General features: G+C 33.3%; 23 protein-coding genes and 1 pseudogene. 8 read left to right on the forward strand and 16 right to left on the reverse strand.

Annotated features, from left to right (window positions below; all coding sequences use genetic code 11):
- Positions 1–6: 6 nt before the first annotated feature.
- Complete coding sequence (locus tag JJJ02_RS03410) at positions 7–1,386, reverse strand: MFS transporter (RefSeq protein ID WP_240837359.1); 1,380 nt, start codon at positions 1,384–1,386, stop codon at positions 7–9.
- A 223-nt stretch (positions 1,387–1,609) separates the two neighbouring features.
- On the opposite strand from JJJ02_RS03410, the gene JJJ02_RS03415 reads away from it, so the two are divergent.
- On the forward strand, positions 1,610–2,026 hold the full coding sequence (locus JJJ02_RS03415; protein ID WP_240837361.1) for a 6-pyruvoyl trahydropterin synthase family protein: 417 nt from the start codon (positions 1,610–1,612) through the stop codon (positions 2,024–2,026).
- Positions 2,027–2,042: 16 nt separating this feature from the next.
- Here the strand turns inward: JJJ02_RS03415 and JJJ02_RS03420 are convergent, their stop codons facing one another.
- The 4 genes and pseudogenes from JJJ02_RS03420 to JJJ02_RS03435 all read right to left on the reverse strand — a co-directional run bounded on the left by JJJ02_RS03420 (position 2,043) and on the right by JJJ02_RS03435 (position 7,389).
- Positions 2,043–2,504, reverse strand: coding sequence for a DUF805 domain-containing protein (locus JJJ02_RS03420; RefSeq protein ID WP_111714168.1), 462 nt, complete (start codon positions 2,502–2,504; stop codon positions 2,043–2,045).
- Between the two features lie 650 nt (positions 2,505–3,154).
- A complete protein-coding gene (locus JJJ02_RS03425) occupies positions 3,155–3,970 on the reverse strand; it encodes a Cof-type HAD-IIB family hydrolase (protein WP_240837364.1) in 816 nt (271 codons plus the stop codon).
- Between the two features lie 62 nt (positions 3,971–4,032).
- On the reverse strand, positions 4,033–5,472 hold the full coding sequence (locus JJJ02_RS03430) for a 6-phospho-beta-glucosidase (protein WP_240837366.1): 1,440 nt from the start codon (positions 5,470–5,472) through the stop codon (positions 4,033–4,035).
- A gap of 12 nt (positions 5,473–5,484) precedes the next feature.
- Positions 5,485–7,389, reverse strand: a pseudogene (locus JJJ02_RS03435) (beta-glucoside-specific PTS transporter subunit IIABC).
- 133 nt (positions 7,390–7,522) lie between these two features.
- Here JJJ02_RS03435 and JJJ02_RS03440 point away from each other — a divergent pair.
- From JJJ02_RS03440 to JJJ02_RS03450, 3 genes are all read left to right on the forward strand, one after another.
- Positions 7,523–8,227: a GntR family transcriptional regulator gene (locus JJJ02_RS03440; protein WP_240837368.1), complete on the forward strand. Its 705-nt coding sequence runs from the start codon at positions 7,523–7,525 to the stop codon at positions 8,225–8,227.
- A 50-nt stretch (positions 8,228–8,277) separates the two neighbouring features.
- Positions 8,278–8,457, forward strand: a complete 180-nt coding sequence (locus JJJ02_RS03445) for a hypothetical protein (RefSeq protein ID WP_240837370.1) — start codon at positions 8,278–8,280, stop codon at positions 8,455–8,457.
- A gap of 169 nt (positions 8,458–8,626) precedes the next feature.
- Positions 8,627–8,815 carry a hypothetical protein gene (locus JJJ02_RS03450; protein WP_111714162.1) on the forward strand — a complete coding sequence of 63 codons (189 nt, stop codon included), beginning with the start codon at positions 8,627–8,629 and terminating at the stop codon, positions 8,813–8,815.
- Between the two features lie 34 nt (positions 8,816–8,849).
- Here JJJ02_RS03450 and JJJ02_RS03455 read toward each other — a convergent pair whose 3' ends face one another.
- The 3 genes from JJJ02_RS03455 to JJJ02_RS03465 form a co-directional block, all read right to left on the reverse strand.
- The gene (locus tag JJJ02_RS03455; RefSeq protein ID WP_240837373.1) at positions 8,850–9,731 is read right to left on the reverse strand and encodes an Ig-like domain-containing protein; all 882 of its coding nucleotides are present in this window, start codon (positions 9,729–9,731) and stop codon (positions 8,850–8,852) included.
- A 113-nt stretch (positions 9,732–9,844) separates the two neighbouring features.
- On the reverse strand, positions 9,845–10,324 hold the full coding sequence (locus tag JJJ02_RS03460) for a DUF805 domain-containing protein (protein WP_240837375.1): 480 nt from the start codon (positions 10,322–10,324) through the stop codon (positions 9,845–9,847).
- A gap of 141 nt (positions 10,325–10,465) precedes the next feature.
- Entirely contained in the window at positions 10,466–10,858 is a 393-nt protein-coding gene (locus tag JJJ02_RS03465; protein WP_240837377.1) for a hypothetical protein, read from the reverse strand.
- A 179-nt stretch (positions 10,859–11,037) separates the two neighbouring features.
- Here JJJ02_RS03465 and isaB point away from each other — a divergent pair, with 179 nt between their 5' ends.
- Positions 11,038–11,628, forward strand: a complete 591-nt coding sequence (isaB, locus tag JJJ02_RS03470; protein WP_239242430.1) for an immunodominant staphylococcal antigen IsaB family protein — start codon at positions 11,038–11,040, stop codon at positions 11,626–11,628.
- Between the two features lie 270 nt (positions 11,629–11,898).
- Here the strand turns inward: isaB and JJJ02_RS03475 are convergent, their stop codons facing one another.
- The 4 genes from JJJ02_RS03475 to JJJ02_RS03490 form a co-directional block, all read right to left on the reverse strand.
- The gene (locus tag JJJ02_RS03475) at positions 11,899–12,465 is read right to left on the reverse strand and encodes a hypothetical protein (RefSeq protein ID WP_240837379.1); all 567 of its coding nucleotides are present in this window, start codon (positions 12,463–12,465) and stop codon (positions 11,899–11,901) included.
- A gap of 106 nt (positions 12,466–12,571) precedes the next feature.
- Positions 12,572–14,206: a hypothetical protein gene (locus JJJ02_RS03480; protein WP_240837381.1), complete on the reverse strand. Its 1,635-nt coding sequence runs from the start codon at positions 14,204–14,206 to the stop codon at positions 12,572–12,574.
- Between the two features lie 265 nt (positions 14,207–14,471).
- Complete coding sequence (locus tag JJJ02_RS03485; protein ID WP_240837383.1) at positions 14,472–15,134, reverse strand: hypothetical protein; 663 nt, start codon at positions 15,132–15,134, stop codon at positions 14,472–14,474.
- A gap of 201 nt (positions 15,135–15,335) precedes the next feature.
- Positions 15,336–16,130 (reverse strand): GNAT family N-acetyltransferase, encoded by a 795-nt coding sequence (locus JJJ02_RS03490; RefSeq protein ID WP_240837385.1) that lies wholly within the window; start codon positions 16,128–16,130, stop codon positions 15,336–15,338.
- A gap of 294 nt (positions 16,131–16,424) precedes the next feature.
- Here JJJ02_RS03490 and JJJ02_RS03495 point away from each other — a divergent pair, with 294 nt between their 5' ends.
- Positions 16,425–16,853, forward strand: coding sequence for a hypothetical protein (locus tag JJJ02_RS03495; protein WP_239242434.1), 429 nt, complete (start codon positions 16,425–16,427; stop codon positions 16,851–16,853).
- Between the two features lie 12 nt (positions 16,854–16,865).
- Here the strand turns inward: JJJ02_RS03495 and JJJ02_RS03500 are convergent, their stop codons facing one another.
- Both JJJ02_RS03500 and JJJ02_RS03505 read right to left on the reverse strand, forming a co-directional pair.
- Positions 16,866–17,807, reverse strand: a complete 942-nt coding sequence (locus tag JJJ02_RS03500; protein WP_240837388.1) for a hypothetical protein — start codon at positions 17,805–17,807, stop codon at positions 16,866–16,868.
- Positions 17,808–17,905: 98 nt separating this feature from the next.
- Entirely contained in the window at positions 17,906–18,055 is a 150-nt protein-coding gene (locus JJJ02_RS03505) for a hypothetical protein (protein WP_239242436.1), read from the reverse strand.
- A gap of 220 nt (positions 18,056–18,275) precedes the next feature.
- Here JJJ02_RS03505 and JJJ02_RS03510 point away from each other — a divergent pair, with 220 nt between their 5' ends.
- Together JJJ02_RS03510 and JJJ02_RS03515 are read left to right on the forward strand one after the other, a co-directional pair.
- Complete coding sequence (locus JJJ02_RS03510) at positions 18,276–18,962, forward strand: hypothetical protein (RefSeq protein ID WP_239242437.1); 687 nt, start codon at positions 18,276–18,278, stop codon at positions 18,960–18,962.
- An 82-nt stretch (positions 18,963–19,044) separates the two neighbouring features.
- Positions 19,045–21,114, forward strand: a complete 2,070-nt coding sequence (locus tag JJJ02_RS03515) for a RecQ family ATP-dependent DNA helicase (protein WP_239242438.1) — start codon at positions 19,045–19,047, stop codon at positions 21,112–21,114.
- Between the two features lie 615 nt (positions 21,115–21,729).
- Here JJJ02_RS03515 and JJJ02_RS03520 read toward each other — a convergent pair.
- Both JJJ02_RS03520 and JJJ02_RS03525 read right to left on the reverse strand, forming a co-directional pair.
- The gene (locus JJJ02_RS03520) at positions 21,730–22,881 is read right to left on the reverse strand and encodes a M20 metallopeptidase family protein (protein ID WP_239242439.1); all 1,152 of its coding nucleotides are present in this window, start codon (positions 22,879–22,881) and stop codon (positions 21,730–21,732) included.
- Between the two features lies 1 nt (position 22,882).
- Positions 22,883–24,415, reverse strand: coding sequence for an AbgT family transporter (locus JJJ02_RS03525; protein WP_239242440.1), 1,533 nt, complete (start codon positions 24,413–24,415; stop codon positions 22,883–22,885).
- Between the last annotated feature and the right edge of the window lie 84 nt (positions 24,416–24,499).

Raw genomic sequence — 24,499 nt, forward strand, 5'->3', positions numbered from 1 at the left:
CAAAAATTATATCTTCTTTCTTAAATCGTCTTTAGGAACTGTAATTTGAATGGCAACAAAAGAAATGATAGACATCACAGCATTCGCAAGTATTCCAATCATCGCACTTTTCTCTAATCCAAATTTCATACAAAAACTATAGATTGCCATACTGATTGCAATACCAAATGCGCCACCTAAAGCTGAAGCCATCTTATAAATACCTGAAGCAACTCCCGCTTTCTCTACCGGTGCTGTTGCAACTGCAGTATCAGTAGATGGTGTGGCATATAGACCAAGTCCTAATCCAAATAAACCAAAGCCTAGCACACAGCTTATGATATAAATATTCTCCGGTAAGAATGTCAGTGAAATCATCACAATACCTGCGAATACTATCGCAGAACCAAGTAACATCGGTTTTTTAGCTCCCATCTTCTGCAATAACTTTTCACCAACGATAATCATTGATAAAACCATTACGACATATAAGATAGAAAGCATACCGGTCTTACTTGAAGAAAAGCCTAAACCTTCCTGAATATATGTATTCGCTACAATCAATGTACCAGCCACTGCATTTAATAAAAAGTTTGAAATTACAGCGCCTAAATATGGTTTATTCTGGAATAGATGAAAATCGATCAACGGATTGATTTGACGTTTCTCTATCATAATAAAAGCAATGAAGCTCACAATACTTAATATAATCAGTCCAATAAATATTGGAGACGTAACACCAAGTGTACCACCCTGCGTAATCACGATATTTAAACTTAGCAACAGAACGATCAACGTAATTAAACCAATTAAATCAAACTTCATATCGTTTGGTTCATCAGATTTTGTTTCCGGTGTGCCGTGAATTAATATCATCGCAAGACCTGAGAAAATAATTGAAATAATAAATATCCATTCCCATCCAAAATTCTTAGCAATCATCCCCCCAAATAAAGAACATAAACCAGAACCACCCCAAGAACCAAATGACCAATAACTTAACGCTCTCTGACGATCTTTATCATCATAATATGCTTTAATAATTGATAACGTAGCTGGCATGATACATGCTGCAGAAATACCTTGAATGATACGACCAATTAATAAAAAAGCAGTCATATGTGTAGCGATCATTGTAAATGAACCGATGATACTTAATATTAAACCGATCTGCGTCATCTTTACACGACCGACTTTATCCGCTAAACCACCAGCACCAACGACAAGCATTCCTGAAAATAATGCCGTTAAACTGACAGCGATATTGATGACATCAAGGCTACTGTTAAAATGATGCTTCAAATCTAGTACAACAATAACAAGCGACTGAGCAAATAACCAATATGTTAATATACCAAGCACAATACCTAGAACTAATTTTCTACCACCCTTATAAGGTGTATCCATGCGAAAGACTCCCTTTTTTACTTTTTATACAGTTAATCTATACCCACATTTTTATTATTTTAGCATAACAACAAGTAAGTTTTTTCTGAAAATTTAGTTTAAAAACTAATGAAATATTATAAAACTTTTATCTCCACAATATAAATTTGTATATATGAAAAAAATACCTTACGATTAAAATATCGTAGAATAACGATGCATCAAACTCTGAAAGGAGCATAAAATGAGCCTATTAGAACATATTCAACAACCCAAAAAAACAGCTTATTACGAAAAAGATATCTTACTGAACCTGACCTTCACATTTACAACGAACAACCGTATCTTCTTTCCAAACGGCAAACATAAAGATTTATTCAATCATAACTACAAATTTGATATTAGCATCAAAAGTCCAGTTGATACATATGGCCTCGCTATAGACTTCTATCAAATAGAACGTGACTATAATGAAAAAATTGCACCACTATTAAATGCACCCATCCTCAACGAATCACTACCAGAAATGAATACAACTGTTGAGAATATCGCTTATTTCATATGGGAACAGTTTGAGCATCTAATTGACCACGCATCTTCTATTCAAACTCTAACATTATATGAAACAAAGAATCACAGCGTAACTATAAATAAAAATTAAAAAAGTACTACGGATATCAAATACTATCCGTAGTACTTTTAAATTTATTTGTTGGTAACGCACAATAATATAACAAAAATATAAATCTTAGACCAAAAAATAAAAAAATGATAGGTAATATTATTTCATCTTTAAATAATTTAATGTCAGAAAAAAAATATAGTAATCCATAAATCATAAAAATCACTCCAAAAAACATATAAAAAATATTGAAGTATTTATATATTTTTGAGTCTTTTCCTACATCAAGCATCCTTCTTTGAAAAGCACTATATATTGGTATTAATACTACCGGCATTACTATCATAACAAACAGCAATCTTCCAAGTATGTTTTCCCCTTCTTCTGCCTTTATTAAAGGCAACAAGATTACAATACAAATAAACATCTGTATTAAAAATGGAAGCCAAAATTGTTGTCTCGAATCTTTAGAATCAAAATCAAATGCATGTTTAATAAATCTCAGATAGGATTGCATCACATTTCACCTCTATATTAATTAATAAATAATAATATTATTTATTTAATTCTTTCAATGAATTATAACCGTTATATCGATTACTAGGCAGTGTGCAATACCACAATATAAAAATGATATAGCTCGAAAATACCATCATCATATAAGTATTGAAATGACCTATCCCTAATAGTTGAATATTAAAAAATATTTTTAATAAATAAATTAAAGCCCCACCTAATAATAATATAGAATATAAAAATCTCATACTCTTAAACAAAGACGAGTTAATCCCAACATCATTCACTCTTCGCATTGCCGCACTTGCAGTTGGCCAGATAATGACCATAAAACCAATTAAAAATACAAGCAACCAGACAAAAGAAAGTAGGAAACAATTTGTAAATAAAAATGTAAAGATTCCGGTAAATAATAATAATAGGATGAACTGAATCAACATGGAAGACCAAAATTGAAATCGTGTGTCTCGCTCGTCATTTACAAATGTAAGATTCCAGAACCTTCTAAATGCTCCTCCCATTTAACCCACCTCTTTTTGTTGTATTAACAATATTATACAATGCCTTAAAAAAAAGTGAATATTATTGTCAGAAAATACAGAAAAAAACTAATAAAAAAGACGCACTTTCGTACGGCCTTCATCACAGAAACTATAAATCAAGTATCTCTTTGAGTACTTTTGCGATACCATCATTATTATTATCATCCGTTACAATATCAGCAACCTGCTTTAAATCTGGATGCGCATTTCCCATGGCAACACCGATGCCTGCATCTCGAACCATTTCCATATCATTTAGTTGATCGCCAAATGCAATGACATTGTCTTTAGCAATATTTAATCCTTCGCAAATATGGTCGAGTGCACTGTATTTATTTACACCTTTAGCAGTAATCTCTAAATAAAATGGTGTTGACCGTATTGCACCAAAGGTATCCCCACAGATCGATAATATCTCTTCATCAATTTCATCTATACGGTCAGGATCTGCTGTAAGTAAAATCTTCATCGGATCAAAATCAAGTCTTTCATGTAAATCATGTGTGAGATTAAAATTAAGTCCATGATCACGATATTCATGAATGACATATTGATTATCTGCATCGTTTGCATATAAATCTGTACCGTTATCAACGATGTGGATAATGTTTAAATGCGCAATCGCTTTTAAGAAATCTTTAGCGTCCTGATTCGTTAATGACTGTTTATATTTCACTTCATTCGTTTCAATATCTATGACCATACCACCATTGTAAGCGCCGATTATTCCATGATGTTTATCAAGCGCTAACTGTTCTATCTCAAACTTAAATCCTGTTCTCGGACGTCCTGATACAAGTGCTACCTTAATTCCTTTTTCCTGCGCTTTCATCAGCACTTTTTTCGTTCTTTCAGTAATTGTTCTATCGTCAGCTATTAAAGTTCCATCACAATCTAAAGCAATTAATTTAATTTCTTTAGCCATAAATACACACTCCTATTTGAAAATAAGGACTTTGACAATTGTCAAAATCCTTATTGTTTTAATTATAGTTCTTCACCATTTGTAGCAATAACGTTTTTGTACCAGTCGAATGATTTCTTCTTACTACGTTTCATTGATCCATTTCCTTCATTGTCACGATCCACATGAATCATACCATATCGTTTCTTCATTTCACCTGTCGTAAATGATACAACATCGATAATACCCCAAGGTGTGTATCCTAGTAAGTCTACACCATCTTCTAATATAGCATCTTTAACCGCTTCAATATGTGAACGGAAGTACTCGATACGCGTATCATCATTGATTGAACCATCTGCTTCAACCGCATCAATGGCACCAAATCCATTTTCAACGATAAATAATGGAATTTGATATCTGTTATAAAGTGTGTTTAATACATATCGTAATCCAACAGGATCAATTGCCCACCCCCAGTCAGATGACTTAATATGTGGATTTTCTACACCATTCGATAATCCCCCATTAACAATATCACCGGTATTATCATTGTGAACATCGTGCTTAACCGTTGTAGACATATAATAACTGAATGCTAAATAGTCCACTGTACCCTTAGCTAAGATTTCTTCATCACCAGGTTCAATCGGTAGCGAAACACCTAATCGTTCTAGTTCTTTTAATGCATAGGCTGGATACTTACCTCTTACATGCACATCCGGGAAGAAGAATCTTTCACGGTTAGCAATTTCAGCAGCCATAATATCTTTCGGGTGACATGAGTATGGATAAACAGGTACATGCGAAACCATTGCGCCAATTTTAAAATCAGGGTTGATTTTCTTTCCGATAATCACTGCTTTTGCACTTGCTAATAATTGGTGATGTGCTGATTGATACATCACTGCACGTGCATCTTCTCCTGGTTGTACTTGAATCCCAGCATTCGTCCATAAGAAAAGTGGGTTATTAACGTCCATCTGGTTATTGATTTCGTTAAATGTCATCCAGTACTCAACTTTATCTTTGTATCGATTAAACACAACTTCCGCAAATCGCGCAAAGAAGTCTACTACTTCACGACTTCTGAATCCACCATATTCTTTCGCTAGGTGTAAAGGTATTTCAAAATGACTTAATGTAATAACCGGTTTAATATTATGCTTTAATAATTCATCAAAAACGTCATCATAGAATTGAAGCCCTTCTTCATTCGGCTCTAATTCGTCGCCTTTAGGAAAGATACGTGTCCATCCAATTGAAGTACGTAATACTTTTAGTCCCATTTCAGCAAACATTGCAATATCTTCTTTATAATTTGAATAGAAATCAATCGCCTCATGGTTCGGATAAAATTCATTATCTTCAACTTTATCTGTGATTCTACGTGGTACACCATGTGCACCTGCTGTTAATACATCAACAACCGATGGACCTTTGCCACCTTTGTTCCAGCCACCTTCAAATTGATGTGCGGCAAGTGCGCCACCCCATAAAAAGTCTTTGCTTAGTTTCGTCATTTTAAAATCCTCCTATTTAATAATTGTTATCATTCTATTTGAATTTGAAACCGACGTATTTGTATTGTCAATAATGACATCATTGTAGTTCATTGTATTTGTCACAACAACTGGAGTTACAGTTGAATAACCTTTTGATTCAATTGCTTTTTTATCAAAATGAATTAATGGTTGTCCAATTGAAACTTTATCACCTTCGTTTACTAAAAGATCAAAATGTTCACCTTTTAATTCAACAGTATCTAAACCAACATGTATTAAAACTTCAACACCATCATTACTCTTTATACCTATTGCATGTTTTGACGGTGTTGTCATAACAATCGAACCTTCAACTGGCGAAGATACAATACCTTCTGAAGGGTCTATCGCAAAACCTTTACCCATTGCACCACTATTAAATACCGGGTCTTTAACTTCATTCAATAGAATAAACTTACCTGATAACGGAGAAACAACCACTTGTTCTAATGACTCAGTAGTGATAATGTTATCCTCATCCTCAATATCTTCTGGTGTATCTAATTTCGTATCAACAGCTTTAGCTGTATCTTCACCATAACCAAACATCATAATTAATACAATCGGTAAAATAATTGCAATTGCAACGCCAATACATATTCCGATAAACGATGATGGGTTATCTTTACTGATACCATTTACAATTGTTAACGGTCCAGGCAATCCAGCATAAACGTAATAGTATGGATTAAAGAAACTTGCTACTACCGCACCAACAGCTCCTGATATACAACCTATAATAAAAGGTTTTTTAAATCTCAAGTTAATACCATAAATAGAAGGTTCAGTGATACCAAAAATACCAGTAATACCTGCTGATAATGCAACTGATTTTGTTTCCTGAACTTTTGATTTTAAGAATACACCCAATACAGCACCAACTTGTGCTATAACAGCGATTGTTTGATAAGCTTGGAAAGAGTCACGACCATAGTTATCGAAGTTAGCAAGGACAACAGGTGTAATACCCCAGTGAACACCAAAGATAACAAACACCTGCCAAAATGCACCAATAATAATTGCAGCTACTATTGGTAAATTCTCTGCTAAATAGTTATAGCCATCAGCTACACCATTTGCAAATAATGTTGATAATGGCCCGATTAATAATATTGTTAAAGGAACCATAATTACCATACACATTAACGGAACAAATAAAGATCTTACAACCTCTGGGAAAACTTTATTAAAGAACCTTTCAACATAAGATAAAATCCAAACTAAGAATAATGGAGGTAATACTGAAGAAGTATACACTGTTTGTGAAAGTGCAATCCCCATAAATGTTATCTTTTCTCCTTCAGCAATACGTCCTGCAATTTCAGCCCAAGTAGGACTTACTAAAGCCATCGCACAAACAACAGCAATATAAGTGTTGACTTTAAAATGTTTAGAAGCAGTTAAAGCAATGAAAATTGGTAAGAATGTGAATGGTGACCATGAAATGAAGCTAAATACTTCATAAGTTCCCGTCTTCGCAAAAGCTGGCCATGCTAAGTTAATTAATATTAAGATACCTTATAAAATCCCCGCTGCTGCTAAGATATAGATGAAAGGTGCAAATACTGCAGACATTGTAGCAATGACTCTGTTAAGAATCGATCCTTTTTGCATGTTTTCCTCTGTATTATCTTCTACATTTGTAATGTTAGTAAATGCATCATATACTTCACCAACATGTTGTCCGATTACGATTTGAAATTGTCCGCCGTTCTCAACTACCGTTATAACTCCAGGCATTTCTGACACTTTCTTTTTAAATTCAGGATTCGAACGTTTTAATACCAATCTTAAACGTGTAGCACATCTTGCTACATTAACAATGTTTTCTTCTCCACCCACTGCCCCTAAAATATCATGAGCGAGTTGTTCATAGTTTCTCACTTGTTTTGCCATAATATCATCTCCATTGATTACGTTCTAATTTATTATACATTTTTATTTTAATTGAACCGGTTCAATTAAACAAGTGCGAAATAATATAAATAATGTATAATTAGTGACAAGTAGATATTTAGGAGTGTTAAATTTGAACAAATATGAAATTATCGCAGAAACTATTCAACAAAGTATATATGACCAGAAATTAGAACAGGGGACTAAATTACCAAACGTTGAATCACTCATGAAACAGCATAACGTTTCAAAAAGCACCATCACGAAAGCGCTCGATACACTTGAGAAACGTGGTGCAATATTTCAGCAGCGCGGAAGCGGGATATTTGTGAGACGTCAACGTCGTGAAGGATATGTCAGTTTGCTGACGAATAGAGGATTTACTGCAGATTTAAAGGAATTCAATATCACATCTGAAGTTCTGAAATTAGAAAGAATGAACGCAGATGACGAAGTAAAGATGAATCTGCATCTGGAAGAGAATGAAGAAGTTTATTACGTAGAACGTTTGCGAAGAATTGATAACGATATTTTATGTATTGAAGTATCTTACTTTCCGGTTAAACTTGTACCATATTTGAACAATGAAATTGCTGAAGGATCCATCTTTAATTACTTAACAGATGCTTTAAAGTTTAATATTAGTTTTGCTGATATTTATATGCATATTGATGAACTCAATGACGTTGATGCTAAGAAACTAGATCTGAAACAAGGTAATCCTGCCCTATTTCTAGAACAAGTTGTCTACCTTGCAACAGGTGAGCCATTTGATTTCTCAAAGATTACGTACCACTATAAACATTCGAAGTTTTTTGTACAGGCTACAAACTATTAAATATACATTTTATGTTATAATGGAATAAAAATGTAGAAGGTGGTAATGTTATGGCTTGGTTTGAAGCATTGGTATCCATCGTAATTAGTCTTGCTCCTATTCTCATAGTCTTTCTTATCCTAATGGATGGTTACAGAACGAAATTAAATTCAGAGAAGATTATTGCACAAAACGAAGAAATCATCGCTTTGTTGAAGCAAAATAATAAAGGTGGAGGACAAAAATTATGATGAGTATAACAGGATTAGTCTTTTCCTTGTTAACAATTCTTCTCTCTATAGTATGTATTATCCTAATTGTGAAGTATATCTATAAAAATTATCAGAATACATCACAGTTAATTAAACAAAACGAAGAAATCATCGCTCTATTGAAGCAAAACAGAAAGGATGATTTCTAATGGAGTGGATTGGAGTATCTGTAATGTCCATCCTATACATCCTTATGTATTTGTTGCCTGCGCTTATCATCGGCTTCGTATTATCACATATTTACAACACACGCCAGAATACGAAATATATCATCAGACAAAATCAAGAAATGATTGAACTGCTTAAAGACATCAAAAATCAATCAAATATAAAATAAACACGCACAACCATCATGGTTGTGCGTGTCTTTATTATTGATATTTTTTCATAATTGCTTTCAGTTTAGCTTGTGCTGCTTTATCTTTTGAAACTATCATATTGTAACCTTTACCTGGTGTGAATGTTCCGCCATATCCGTTATCATTATATTCACCAAAACCAGCTGAGAAACTCATATGTTCACGTTTTTTCTTCAGTTCATAAACTACGCCGTTATCACCCAGTACATATTTTGTAACATAAGTCTTAGGTTTAGCAATGTTAAAATAGCCCTCAGCTGTATACGTGTTATATCCGTCTTTAGAGTAACCATACTGATTATCTTTAGGACTATAGAAAGCTACACCTCCGATAGCGTGTAACCCAAATGCATAATAGCCTGGATTATTAAAATCCTGCACCTGCATATGACCATGAGGTGTTCCAGCATACCAATCTCCTTTTCCTGCAGCTCCGTGATCAAAGAATTTAGTTGTCACAGCTTTATGTTCTTTCTTTGCCTTCACCGATGCCCATTTCACGAAGTCATTAGTAATTGCGTAACGTTCTGCTAAAGTAAATTTCTTCACTGCTAATTGCTTTTTCTTTTTATAGTTACCCGTTACAGTTACTTTTGTTTCGGGACTTTTTGTACCTTTAGCTGTCTTATAGAATACGCGTAGCACAGTACCTTTTTTCTGAGGTTGAATCGAAACATTAGCACTACCATATTTACCAGCTTTTGCTTTACCTAAAGATTTACCACCTTTATAAATATAAACCGTACTATTCTTTGCTGCATCTACATCCACAAAACCAGCAGTATTACTTACTTTCCAAACTGTTACCGGCTTCTTTAAAGCTGCATTTGCTTCTCCACCAATTAAGGATGACACTAGCGTTGCACCAAGCACTACAGGTAATAATTTTTTCATGGTCTAAACCTCCAAAGTTAATTTTGTATTCGGTTTCATTATACACAAATTATTTCTTTATTACGCTCAGTCCAAAGGCTTATTTACATAATATTTACAATTAATAAAAACTACTATTTACTACCTGTCTTCAATGAAAAAATAAATAACATATAGACTAAATAAATAAATGGCAGCAGTATAATAACGTAAAATATTATTTCTACCCATATCACATCCCCAGGTAAACCTTGCCCCATAATCGCAAATAATAAAATATAGAATGTATAACATACTGGAAAAAATCCAATTAGCATCGCATGAATACCCTCAATCTTTAAATCATTACATCTACGCATCATTAATGAGATGAGCGGAATTAAAAATACGACTACAATCAAAAGATGATATAACTGCCAGTTTAAATCGAATAACATCTCAAACAAAGGTGTCTTCAAATTAAATCCTAATTTCGGTAATCCAAGCATCGGACCAATCGTAAATACTAAGATGATACATAAGATGTGTGGCCAGAACCCCATATTAAATTCTGTTCTGTTTGAACGACCTTTGAAGTTAAATGCATTTTTCCAGAAGTTGATATAAGCATCCACATTATCACTCCTTTTATATTATTCTAGCATTGAAAAGAAGCAGTGAACCTTAAATTTACCTTAAAAAACCTCTACCGTATTTGATAGAGGTAATATCAATCATTAATTTTGTTAATAGCATTCAGATTCAATAAATAAACTTTATTTTTCTTGTTGAATAAGCTTTATATATGTCTTCTCTTTATTTTCTTTCTTGCTTTCAGAATAAATCTCAAATTCAGCTACTAAGCCCTTTTCATTTCCTTTAATATCTTTTAGTTTCATCACACCGTCTTTGTAAACCGGATTATCAGCAAGTTTAATAGTCATCTCTTGCTCATCATAAGTCACAGTGCCTGTGCGTGTCACTTTACTTTCATCGGATGAAAAGATTACTTTATCACCTCTGAATGTCATATATCCCATTGTAATGAGATTATCTTTTGCACCGACCTTTGCAATATATCGATTCCCATCTAGTTCCTGCGCTAACCCGCCACATGCTGCAAACAAGATGGTTAGCATGACCAATAACATTATTAATACTTTCTTCATCTTTTTTTCCTCAAATCCTAAAACTTTATTTAGATTTATTTACCCTTGCTGACGTATTACAAACAGTTTAAATGTCATCCTATAAAACCTTAAATTTACCTTAAATTTCAAATGATTCTCTATATTTTTACAGTTTTTCGTCTTATACTAAAAGAAAAAAAAGGAAGAGGGAATATTTTATGAAAAATTTATTAAAAGTCGGAATTGCTTCAACACTTCTACTTGGTCTAACACCTGCTGTCGCTGATGCTAAGACACCTGTGAAGTCATCAACGAAGACTGTTGCACCTTATTACAAATGGAATGGTTACACAGGTTACAGCCACAAATTCGTACTGGATAAAGATTTCAAACGTGCGTTACTGAACTCAAACGTAACGGTAAATGGTATGAAAGTAACTAAGAGTGTCACTGCTAAACAAGCTGATCCTGCGCTGATGGCATTAGCAAAATACAATGAACATAAAAAGTTCAACAGCAAATTATTAACTAAGAAATATGACACACTTGGTCTTAAAGCTGGTAAAGAGTATTTCGTTATTCAGATGCCAGTACAAAAAGGAAAAGTTTCATTAGCACAAATTAAGAAATTGTATGGAAAATATGAAATTGAAGAAGGTCAACTAAAAGATAGTAAGACTAAAAAATTCTATACTGAATCTTATGTTATCAGAACAAAATCTGGTTCAGCAGAATTCCATTTCGATAAAAATGAAAAATTAAATAAAGTATATATCCTTTCTACAACTACGATTACTTTTGGATATTAATTTTTTAACAGCTGCTATTTACATAGAAAGTTACTATGGTTTACAGTGCTCACTGCTTCATTTGTGTTAGGAATTTTTCTTTATCAACTTGAACATTATTATGGCTTTGGACAAGTTACACATGCTTTCGTTGCAATCATTTTAGCTCTTATTAATATCTATGAAATAATTAAATTTTTCAAAGCACAGCACCGATATAGTTAAAAACGCCTATCCTTCTGGATAAGCGTTTTTAATTTATATTCTAGTTATACGGTGAAGCAAAATTTTTTATTTTTTTTTTAATGCTTTCTCTATCTCAATAATCTTATCAATCATCAGCTGTGCCGCTTCTGTATCACTGATATGATTTGGAATGATGGTTATCTTATCTTTCGGGATTTCACTTTCGTAACCCTGAACATATTGCTCCCCTATAAAACAATGAGACATAAGCTGCAATGCTTCCTTACTAATAAATAATTTATTGATATATAATACACTTTTACAATCATAATTATTGCCGAAGCTTGCCATACTCTCAATCGTGTCATCTCCCACATTTGAGAAGAATACTAAAGTATCCGTATCATAGGCATCATAAATGTAATCAAGGTCCCAGTCATCTAACGTATATGTATCATAGTCATCAAATTGATTGAAAAAGATATCTTTTTCTGCCAGATAATCTTTAATATCCTGCAAATCCTCGCTATCTTTAAAACGAGTACCTAAGTGAATACGATATCCTTTGTCATTTAAAGGTAACGCAAGCGCAAGTGGCATCGTATTTAAAATTTCAGACATACTGTCGGATGCTAATTTTTCTTTAAATACCTCTCCAATTACGAAAATCATACCATCACTCCTTCTTATGATAATCTTAGCTAAAAATAATTATATTTACACGTTATATACAGAGAAATAATAAAAAAGAAGCCCACTATAAATAGTGAGCTCAATATTAATTAAAATATTGTCCTTCTGGCCTATTGATAAAAATCGGAACTGTCCCACCTGCATTTCCAATCACTATCTGGAAACCATTATTTTTATTCGTATTATATATTTTCACTGGTCCCAATAAGTCATCATTTACAATTTCAGTTGGTTCACCAAAAACTTTGTTAAATTCAGCATCAGTCATTTCTACACCTGGGGTTATGTAGATTGCACCGACTCTATCATCTTGACCCATCGCTAAAGATATATCACCAACTCTATCTAGCCCACCTTGATGCATATCATAACCTTGGTTCTTTTCAACCGGACCATATAATGCCTCTACTTCTTCTCGAGTCATACCAACCTTTATTCCTGCAAAATCTTCAGTATGCGCTTCATGGAAGAAATACTGTTTAAATGCAGGGTCTTTAATATCAATTTTCCCGTTTTCATCTATAAAGCTGTACTGACTTTTTGTTTTTGTATTGTTTTCTTTACTTTTTGAAGTAGGTTTAGACACTGATTTACCTGCTAATACTTCTGAAGCAATCTTCTTAATTTCAGGATCAGTTGTTTCTTTAAATTCTGGCATCATATCAGATTCAAATCCCCATGATTCAGTGTATAGCGCAAAATATCCTAATCCTTTATTCCCTTTGAAGTGATATTCGTATACTTTACCGTTATTCGCTAATAAATAAATGGTTGTATCAGAATCAGAAGTCATCATACCAGTGATACCTTCAGCTGTAACTGTATCATATGATGCGTCATGTTCCCCTATCGTGCCATCTTTGGCATCGTACATGACAACTCCTGCATCTGCAATAATATCGTGTACATCGGCACCTGGATTAAGCATCGTTTGTAATAAGATTAACCCATCCTCAGTATTGGTGAATATATCTGTCGAGATTCCTCCACCATGGTTTAAGTATCTGCCGGTAACAGCTTTACCTTTATCTTCTGCATAATTAATCATTGCAGACTTAAATTTTTCATATATTGATTTATCAGTTGCAGTATCATCACTTGATTCTAGCATACCTTTACCATCATTAATTTGAGCTAGACCTACTAAATAGTCGTTGTCATCAAAAGCTGCTCGAATTTTGAAACCGTTATTATCGTTATCATTGTATTCTAAAGTATTAAATGGATATACTGGCTCGTCACTAGGATTCGCATATACTCTTAAGAATTCACTTTTTGTAATTTTCTTATTAGGATTAATGACAATCTGACGTACTTTATTTTGATTATCATAGTTTACTGCATATACGTCATATAATGCACTCGTCTTTAATCCATAAAGATCATTACCTTTACCAAGTGACGGACCGTAAATCGCTTCAACTTCATCTTTAGTCATACCGAATTTGATTTTGTCCACGGAAAATCTATGATCATTTCGCATATACATTGAATGAAAAGACGATGTCATAATATCAGTTTTACCTGTTTTCTTTGCTGAAGACTTTGTGACAATCTTCTTTTCAGATGAATTTTTAGTTTCACTGTTCTTCGTATTCGTAGTATCGTTAGATGCATTACTACTTTCTATTTTTGTCGCACCTTTATCCTGAGTTTTTTCTTCTCCACATGCAGCTAATAATGTCGTTAAAGATAAAGCAATGATTAATGATTTTTTCATACATATCCTCCAGAACGATTTAATTACTTTTATTTTACAATTATTGAGCTATAATATGTAAAAATATCCAGAATTAATATACATGTTTGAACTATTCTTGATTAGTTTTTACAATTGATAATATTTAAGGAAGATTAATGGCCGATATTTTCGTTTTATCGGCCATCATTTTATGAAATTAGCTAAAAATCAAAATTCATGGCCGATAAATTCAATTTATCGGCCATAGTTATTAAATATAAAATTTTTGATGTTAACTTTAATATCAATTAGAAGAATAATTTCCTTTCTTATCTTTAATTATCATCATTTTTACATAATCATAATTAAAGGAGTTATTTTTTATATCTCTTAATAAATATTTTTTCCACTTCTTTTTTTTGATTAATGACTTATTATCCATTAAAATAGCAATTGTTAATCTTGGATTTTTGTATTCACCACCAACAACTGTATACACAAAAGTTACATTATCATAAATATCTATATATTCAATTCCAAAACCTTTTTTAACATTAGAAAGAGTGTAGCCTTTTTTAGGTAAACCATATTTTTTTATAATGGAGTTACGAGTATAATCCTTATCGCCAAATGCATTTTGGTCTACAATTCTATTAATTGTAGCAAATTTAGCTTTAGTTTGTTTCTGAAAGTCACCATAAGCATAATCATCATAACCATTTACATAAATTTTCTTAACAGTATGATTAACTACTGTATGGGAGTCATCATATATTTTAAATTTATCAAACTTATCTCCCAATCTCATACCATGTAAAGGCATCTTTCCTTCTTTAACTTTCTTAATTGTTTGAGCATCTTTTAAATAATCGATTGATTTTATATACGACTTTGCCTCAACATTCGTAGTTAAAATTGTTGAAAATAGTAATGTACTAAAAGCTACTGTATTTATTAATTTTTTCATTTTAACCTCCTAAAAGATAAATTATTACAACTAAATTGTAAATCATATACATATTTACCTCAATAAGATTATCTATTTAACAATATTTTATATATTAGTTTCGTTAATTTTGCTTTTCTTTTAAACCTCAATACATTTATCATAACTCTGCATTTTCTTTAAATATCATAAAATAATAAATTTATATTAGAAAAGTGAATATCAATTATCCGCTGATGGCACACGCAACAATTCATAACGTTCACTCACTAACTCGTACCCTTGTCTTTGATACATTTCTCTTGGTGAGTCATTACCGTCAGCAATTAAGATAACTCTCTTACCAACTTGTTCTGCATAATGCCATATTGCTTGTTGTAATGCTGTTCCAACGCCCTGCTTACGCATTGCATCCAACACGTAGAAGTCATCTAATTCCACATACTGCGCACTTTCCACCGCTTCAACTTTACCAGCTGGAAATCCATGCTGATACCCAACAAACTGCAGGATTTGCGGGTTCAATAAATCACGTCGATGCGTGCGCTCTTTCAGATCAGCAAATTCCTCACCATACTCTAAGTCCCCTTCACGACATATTTGAAGAAAGTCTAGGAATACATCATCATCGTTTAATACTTGAACAACTTCAATCTCTGAATCCTTTGATTTCGGCATCTCTTTCAATAAATAAAGCTCCATCTTTTCAACAATAAATCCTAAAGCCTTTGCTTTCTCCTGCAACGCATCATTCAGCACTTCATTCTCAGGAAATATAAACAGGGCATGTTTTTGTCCGCGTTGTTCATGAAATGTCTTTTGCGTTTCATAGTCTGTCATAAAAGTATCAACATCCGGCGTCACTTTATATTGAAAGTAATTGGCATAATATTTAACGAGCTGGCTCGGTGTGTGGTAATGAATATATCTTTCGTTTTCTTCAAATACGTCAGCGTCATTATGCGTATTTGCAAAACTAGGTTGAATGACTGCTTTGTTTATATTTTGATCTCCCATGTTATTCTCCCCTTATCATTTTATATTTATCATACTAAAATGTACTAAAAAAGACCCGTATCATCTGCGATAAGGATCATTTTGTTGATAAGGATTGTAGTATTTATCTTGCCTTATTGCTTTCGGATTTGGTACCCATTTGTTTGTTCCAGGTTCAAAATCTTGAGCACACCACACGATGCACCATATAGTGAGTACTAGATTTACAACAAATGCAATAAGTTGAAAACTATCACTCTTCCTTTTATAACCATTTCAAGATATAATATACATAAAAAGTAAACGAGGTGCGTTATGACTAAGAAGATTTCTTTTAAAATCCTCATGTTCACATTATTCTATCTCGTCTTAATGATATGGATGATTAATATCGGAATATATAAAGATCTCATATTACTTTCATTTATGATTCTTTATTACTTTACTTCAGTAAGACAATTAATTGCTGAGTATAAAACTAAAATGATAGATCCTGCCAACAAAATAGCAATTCATAAAGCAAATATAGTTAACTTTCGAAACAATGTCGTTGAGAGTTTAATAATTTTCATCATTTATGGCACAATCATTTATTTCAAACACTTACCTGATTTATTTGCTACTCCATATTATATGCTTATTTTCCTGCCTGCCGGAGGTGTATTCGGATATGGTGTGCGCTACTTTATGGAGAAAGAAGAACTTCAAATTGCACTGAACAAAAGAAAAACCACTTCACATTAGAAGTGGTTCACTTTATTTCACAGCGATAATGATATTATCGCTGACTTTTTTATGTTTAAACTTGTCTGCATGTTCGAAATCATCATTGAAAATAATATGATATTCATTACCTTTTACAGCATATTTGAACTCGTAATCGATAATCGATTCATTAAATCCTGCAAGCGTAAATTTATGATAAATACCTGCTGTATTATCCTTTAAAACAGGAATCACCGTATATTCATCTACAGGACCATATTTATTTCTGTAAAAGAAGAAGGTTGCTTCACCATTATTCAACTTTGCAACAAGTTGACCCGTTGTTGACACTTGCTTCAATACCGCATTTGCTGCAGTTTGTGGATCATTATACTTTCTTAAAGATGCGTCAGTACCGATACGATTATTCTCACTATCCAGCCATTCACCGTTATTTCCGATCAACGTCACATCTTTTTTCAGTGTTTTATCCATTAGTACCCCGCGCTTACCATCATCACTCTCTATAAAGAGATTAACTGAATCATCACTTCTATCAATAGCACCAGATTGATAATCAAGTTTACCTGCAGGTGTATTAATCGACCAGGTATTATCAATAAATTTGTTATCTTTCATATATTGATGACTGATAATTTTCGGAAACGCCACCTTTGTCTTTCCAGTCTTATCAAATGTTAAGTAACTATTCATAATGTAACCAACTTTGTTCCCCATATATGTTCTTAAATTAAAGTAGTTACCATCTTTAAGTTTAAAGAATTCATTACGCACTGATAAATCATCCAATTGTTCCATTGCAAGCTCATCAACATGTAATTTAGCTTCATCGTAATATTGATAAGAATCTTTAATCTTTTTAATATCTTTTGTTGCGATAATAGATTGCTCTTTCTGCATATTATGAACTACAAAAAATGCTGCAATCGATAATAAAAGTATCACAGCTAAACTGATTAACACGCGTTTCATTTCATCACTCATCTCTCATATAATTCCATCATTATACATTAAATTGATAATTATGTATATTGACTCCAAAAAGAAAACGCCCTATAAAGGACGTCTACTTATTTATCTTGATCTTCTTTACTTACCTTCTTCTCACCAGGCTGTAACTCAAGCTGGTCTTTAACTTTCTCGTTCATCTCACCATCAATAACTGATTCCGGCATAAGTTCACGTCTATTACTTGTAGTATCTTTATCAACGTTTGTCATCTTCATCGCCTCCATAAATATTATATTTTTATATACCCTTGCTGTATTATAATAGTCGTATTAAGTATAAAAACTTTTTTTCTTTAAACTAGAATTATAACTATTATATTTTAGGTTATTTTTAGTTACTTTTTTTGTTTATATTTTATTTTTACATTATTGTTATTTAAAAGAAATGCCTATAAAATATATTTATTAAATATATTTTAAGGAGAATTTCATGAAAAAATTATCTATCACTTTACTAACAAGTTCATTATTATTTTCAACTGTTAATTTGGAAGCTCATGCTGGTGAATATGTAAAATCTATTAATTATATTGAAAGTAAGGAAACAATTCAAAAAGTTAAAGATGGAAATATAGCTCTTCATGGTATGAAAATAGGAGACTACTTATCAAAATTTACAACAAAAAAATATAAAGATTCACACCGTATTGTAGATGATTTTTATACTGAAGCTGGTGCTTGGGTTATAAGAACTGGTGTTGGAGCTGACAAAGGATTTACAGATTTCCAACAAAATAAACCCTTCAATAAATTAAAAATTACACGATTAAATGATGATTATAATAGCTCACCTTACCGTCTATATAAAGATGATATAAGAAAACATTATGGAAAACCTAGCAAAGATAATACCTTAAGAATAGGTAATCCAAATTCTGGTTATAAACAAGTCGATGTTTATAAAAATGTCACTTTTATTTATACTGAAACTAAAATTACTAAATCAAACCCAAAACTTACTTATGTAGTAATAATGAAAAATAATACAAAAACTAAATTAAACAATTGGAAAAATTATTTAAAAAATAATAAATTTAATCGTATAAATAAAAACTTTGAAAAGAACACTATTATGTATGATTCATATGGAAAATATACAAAAGGAAGAAGTAAATAATTGATTGACAGCTTAAAAGCTGTCTTTTTTTGTCTACTTTTTTATGTTCTTATATAATGAAAGAAATAAGGAGGTCAACCAAATGGATTTTAAACAGCGCGCGGTAGAGATGTTACATGAAACATACGGAGCTGAAGCTAACTTTCGAGAAGGTCAACTGGAAGCGATATTAGCTGTAGTAAATAAACAGAAGACGCTGGTGATTCAAAAGACTGGCTGGGGGAAATCGATTGTATACTTCATCGCTACTAAGTTATTAAGAGAAAATGGTAGCGGTCCTGCTGTTATCATCAGTCCTTTACTTGCATTAATGCACAATCAAATTGATGCTGCTGCTAAACTTGGTTTAGATGTCGTAACGATCAATAGCAATAACAAAGATGAATGGGATGATATTTATGCACGGCTTAGTGCGGTTGATGCCATTATTGTTTCTCCTGAGAAATTATCTGATGCAAGATTTATTGAAGCATTATCACAAGTGAATGATATCGAGCTTATTGTAGTAGACGAAGCACACTCTATTTCAGACTGGGGTCATGACTTCAGACCTGATTATCAGCGTATCGTGAACCTCGTTAAAGATTTACCGGATTCAATCGCAATTCTTGGCACAACTGCAACAGCAAACGATCGTGTCATTGAAGATATTAAATCGCAACTCGGAAATCTCCAGGTATTTCGTGGTAATTTAATCCGTTCAAATATTTCGATTCAAGTGAACCCAGCACAATCGAAGGCAGAACGACTTGCTTTCTTAGCGGCATCTCTCACAGAGCATCCTTTTTTGAACAAAGAACAAGGTATCATCTATTGTCTTACGAAGAAAGAATGTGTTTCTGTAGCACATTTCTTAATTGAACAAGGTATCTCGGCCGCACCTTATTATTCAGGTATGCAGAACGAATATGGCGAAGATACTAGCGTAACTACGCTTGAAGCATTTCATAACGCGGAAGTACGTGTAATTGTTGCAACAGTGAAGCTTGGTATGGGGTACGATAAATCAAATATCGGTTTCGTTATTCATTTCCAGCTGCCACAAAACTTAATTTCATATTATCAGCAAATTGGACGTGCAGGACGTAACGGTAAACCAGCGCTTGCAATGCTACTTCATGGTGATGAAGATGAAGCGATCATCAACGCATTTATAGAAAGTGCGAATAAAGACCCGAAATTATTATCAGAAATATTAACGCGCATTAGCCAGCATCCTGAAGGTATGACCAGAAACGATATTCTGCCTCACTTCAATATGAATGTCACAAAGCTTGGGTCGGTACTTAAATACTTATTCGTCCATGAATACATATTAATGGATAAGCGAAAGTACGTCATCAATCCAGATAAACCCTTTAATGCTGAAGAGAATGCTCAATTACAGCAGCAATTAAACGTAACGCGTTTACAGGAACTCGAGCATTTAAAGCGATTTATCAATTACGACAGTTGTTATATGAAATATATCGCTGACGAACTTGATGCACCAGATAAACAGGAAAAGTGTGGTATTTGTGCACATTGTAGAAATCGTGAATTCATAACGATAGATAAAAATCATCCAATGCTATCTATCGCAAGCCAGTATAAGAATAAATTACACGGGGAAATCTCACCGCGTAAACGCTGGTCGAATAATAAAAAGATTGATGAATCATTACAATTTAAGACAGGATGGACGTATACAACAGATGCCTATTCACCTGTCGGCCGTAAATTTATGTATGAACGCGACAATCATCATTTCTCAGAACAGACGACTTTACAGATCAGCCAATTCCTTAATGACATGATACAAGAACATCAGATTGACGCTATCGTAGCAGTTCCAAGTCTTAGACGACCTAAGCTCACTAACAAACTTGCACAAGCTGTAGCTGAGTATAACCATATCGAATATATCGATGCAGTCGTAAAAATAAAGCCTGGTTACAAACAAAGCGAGATGCATAACTCAATCATGCAGGAAAGAAATATCCAGGAAACCATTGCTATTCAAAACGAAGATTTAATAGAAGACAAACACATACTACTCATTGACGATACCGTCAATTCCCGCTGGACAATGACAGTCGTCGCATCAAAACTTTTAGTTCATGCAAAAGCGGTATATCCATTCGCACTTGTGAATACGGGTGCCGGAGAATAAAAAAACTGTCTTTTTTAATACATTATATTAGTATTATTATATAAAATTCAGCAATATATTTAACAAATATATCCTATTTTGATTTAACCTCCAAAATTAAACAGTTATAATATAGAAAAATTATAAGGGGATAGATAGTATGATTCATTGGTATATAAAATATAATAGAAAATTTTTCATACTTAAAAGTTTAGTGTTTGTGTTTACACTAATTATGCTATTTATTTTGTATTATCCGAAACATATTTTATTTGGTACATACTGTCTACTACTTATTCCCTTATTCGTATATGTGGATACAATTACTCAAATTAAACGTCGCTTCGAAAATGTGAATGCCCAAAAGCAGCTCATCAGTGAATGGTTATTATAAGATGCAGCAACATATTCAGGCTTTATTATCTTTGTCGTTATTACTGGGTACTTTGTCATTCACTTCTCGCCATATCACATCCCAGGATTAAATATATTAATCGGCTTACTTATTGCATATATTCTTATCGCAATCGGAAAGTGGTTGAGATGTTTAGAAGATTATTTAGATAGAAAGCGTGGCAATCTTCAATGAAGAAACAGTGCGCTGAATGTTTCAGCGCACTGTTTCTTCAGTTTCTTTTATTTATAGTTTAATGCGATATTGACAAACATTTCAAATGCTACTTTAAAGCTTGATTCATCTATTCCAAATTTAGGGTGGTGATGCGGATAATCAAATCCTTCACTGCCGCTTCCTATAAAGATATATACGCATGGCGCTACTTGTTGATACGCACTGAAATCTTCGCCTCCCATCATCGTTGGCTCAGAGACAACTTTTCCCGGGTAATTACTTTCTGCAATTTCTCTTACCCATTGTGTATGTGCTTCATCATTATAAACTGCATCATATCCTATCGTATAATCTATTTTATGGGTTGCACCATTTGCCAGACATAGATGTTCTATTGTCTTTTCAATTTGTGATTTACATATTTCTCTATTTTCAGCTGTTGTTGTCCTCACTGACCCTGCCAATGTAACTTTATCCGGAATAACATTAGCACCATTAACATTGCCTGCTAAAAATACTGTATTCGATACGACTACGGGTTCAAATGGTTCTACTTTTCTTGATACAATGCTTTGAATTTCATTGACGAAGTGACTACCTATCAGCAGCGGATCTATCGTTTTATTCGGCTGACTGGCATGTCCACCTCTACCTTGAATTTCAATTTGGTATAAGTCTGAATTGGCGCTTGCAGGACCTGATTTTATATCAATATACCCAAGTGGCAATGTTGCCCAAATATGATGTCCATATATAAAGTCAAATCCTTCAAAATAGCCTGTTTCAACTAATTCACGTGCACCACCAGGAATTAATTCCTCAGCATGCTGAAAGATACAATGTATCTCATTTGTCAGTTCATGTGCATGATCATTAAAGTAATGTGCAGCGCCGAGTAAGACTGCTGTATGCACGTCATGTCCACATGCATGCATAAGGCCATCATGTTGTGACATAAAGTCTAAATCAGTACGTTCCTCCTGTATCGGAAGTGCATCAATGTCTGCACGCAGACTAATTTTTTTATTACCACCTTTATTAAAAACACCGATAGTACCTGTTTCAGTTAATTCAATTACTTCACAGTGTTCTAAACTACGAAGCACATCCCTTATATATTTTGTCGTTTCATATTCTTTAAATGACGGTTCTGGATTCTGGTGTAAATGTCTGCGATATTGTATTACTTTATCTTCGTATTTCTGATAATCTATCATATTAATTTCCTCCTAAATGAATCGGTCCACCTGGTCCCACTGGAATGCCTAAGTAAAACCATACAAGTAATAGAATCGTCCAGAAGATACCGAATGCAACAGAATACGGCATTAATGCTGCAATCATCGTTCCTAAGCCGATATCCTTTTGATACTTCTGAGCATACGATAATAGCAATGGTAAATAAGGCATCATCGGTGTAATCGGATTTGTTATCGAATCCCCTACTCGGTAAATAACTTGTGTAAATGCTGGATGTATACCTAAAAGCATCAGCATCGGAACTAAAATTGGTGCGAGTATTGCCCATTTCGCTGAGGCACTACCTATCAACATGTTTATAAATCCAGATAAAATTAGTATACCTAGTATTAATACGATACCATTCTGCCCTTTTAGTAATTCAGCACCTTTAATTGCGATAATTGTTCCTAAATTACTCCACGTAAAGAATGCCAGCATCTGTGCAGCAAAGAATACGATCACAATAAAGCCACCCATCGAGCTCATTGATTCTGCAAGCATTTCAGAGAACTTACGTGTTGAACGCATCGTTCCAGCAACAATTCCATAAACCAATCCTGGAACTAAGAATAGAACTGTAATAATTGGTACAATCCCATTCATTAACGGTGAATCATCAATTAATGAACCTGTCTTTGCATTGCGTAATAAACCACTTTCAGGTATCGCCAAAAGTGCTACAACTGCCATTGCAACAAGTACACTAATATTGGCAAATAACATCGCTTTACGTTCTCTATCTGATACGTGATTCTCTTCGGCACCTTCCTCAATATGTCCTGTGTACTTACCAAACCTCGGAATAACTATCTTTGACGTTACAAACCATGCTACAAATAATAACAAGACTGTTGATGCACATAAGAAATAATAATTCATTGCAGCATTCACTTTCACACTGCCATCTATAAGTTTTGTTGCAGGTTCTGTAAATGACACAGCTAGTGCATCAGTCATACCTATTACTAAACTTGCAGAGAATCCACCAAGCGCAGCTGCATATGCCATTACAAGTCCCGCAATTGGGTGATAACCAAGCTTTATAAACACTAATGCCGCAATAGGCGGTAAGACGATTGTCGCTGCATCTCCTGCAGCATTTCCCATAATACCTACAAATATAATGATCGGAATTATAATTTTGCGTGGTGTCTTCTCAATCGTATATTTCATTAACGTTTCAAAGTATCCTGTCTTCTCAGCAATACCAACACCTATCATCACAACAAGTACTAATCCTAAAGGTGGAAAGGCAGCGAAATTCGGGACCGCTTCTGAAATAATTTTCGCAATACCATCAGGCGTTAATAAGTTAACTGCTTTCACTACTTTTCCATCGGTAGGATTCTTTGCTGATAAACCAAAGAAACTCGCTATTGATGATGCCACTAAGATAATGGCACAAAGACTAATAAAGATAACAACTGGATCAGGTAATCTATTACCGGCTTTTTCAATCATGTCTAAAAACTTGTCCATCATACTTTTCTTTTTTACATTCTCACTCATTACATCTCCTCCATTTAATTATTAGAAAATTCAGTTAAGGATAACTTAATTACTATAATATCGATAATATTTAGTGATTTCAAA

It is taken from the genome of Macrococcus sp. PK, assembly GCF_022501545.1.
Lineage (GTDB): Bacteria > Bacillota > Bacilli > Staphylococcales > Staphylococcaceae > Macrococcoides > Macrococcoides epidermidis.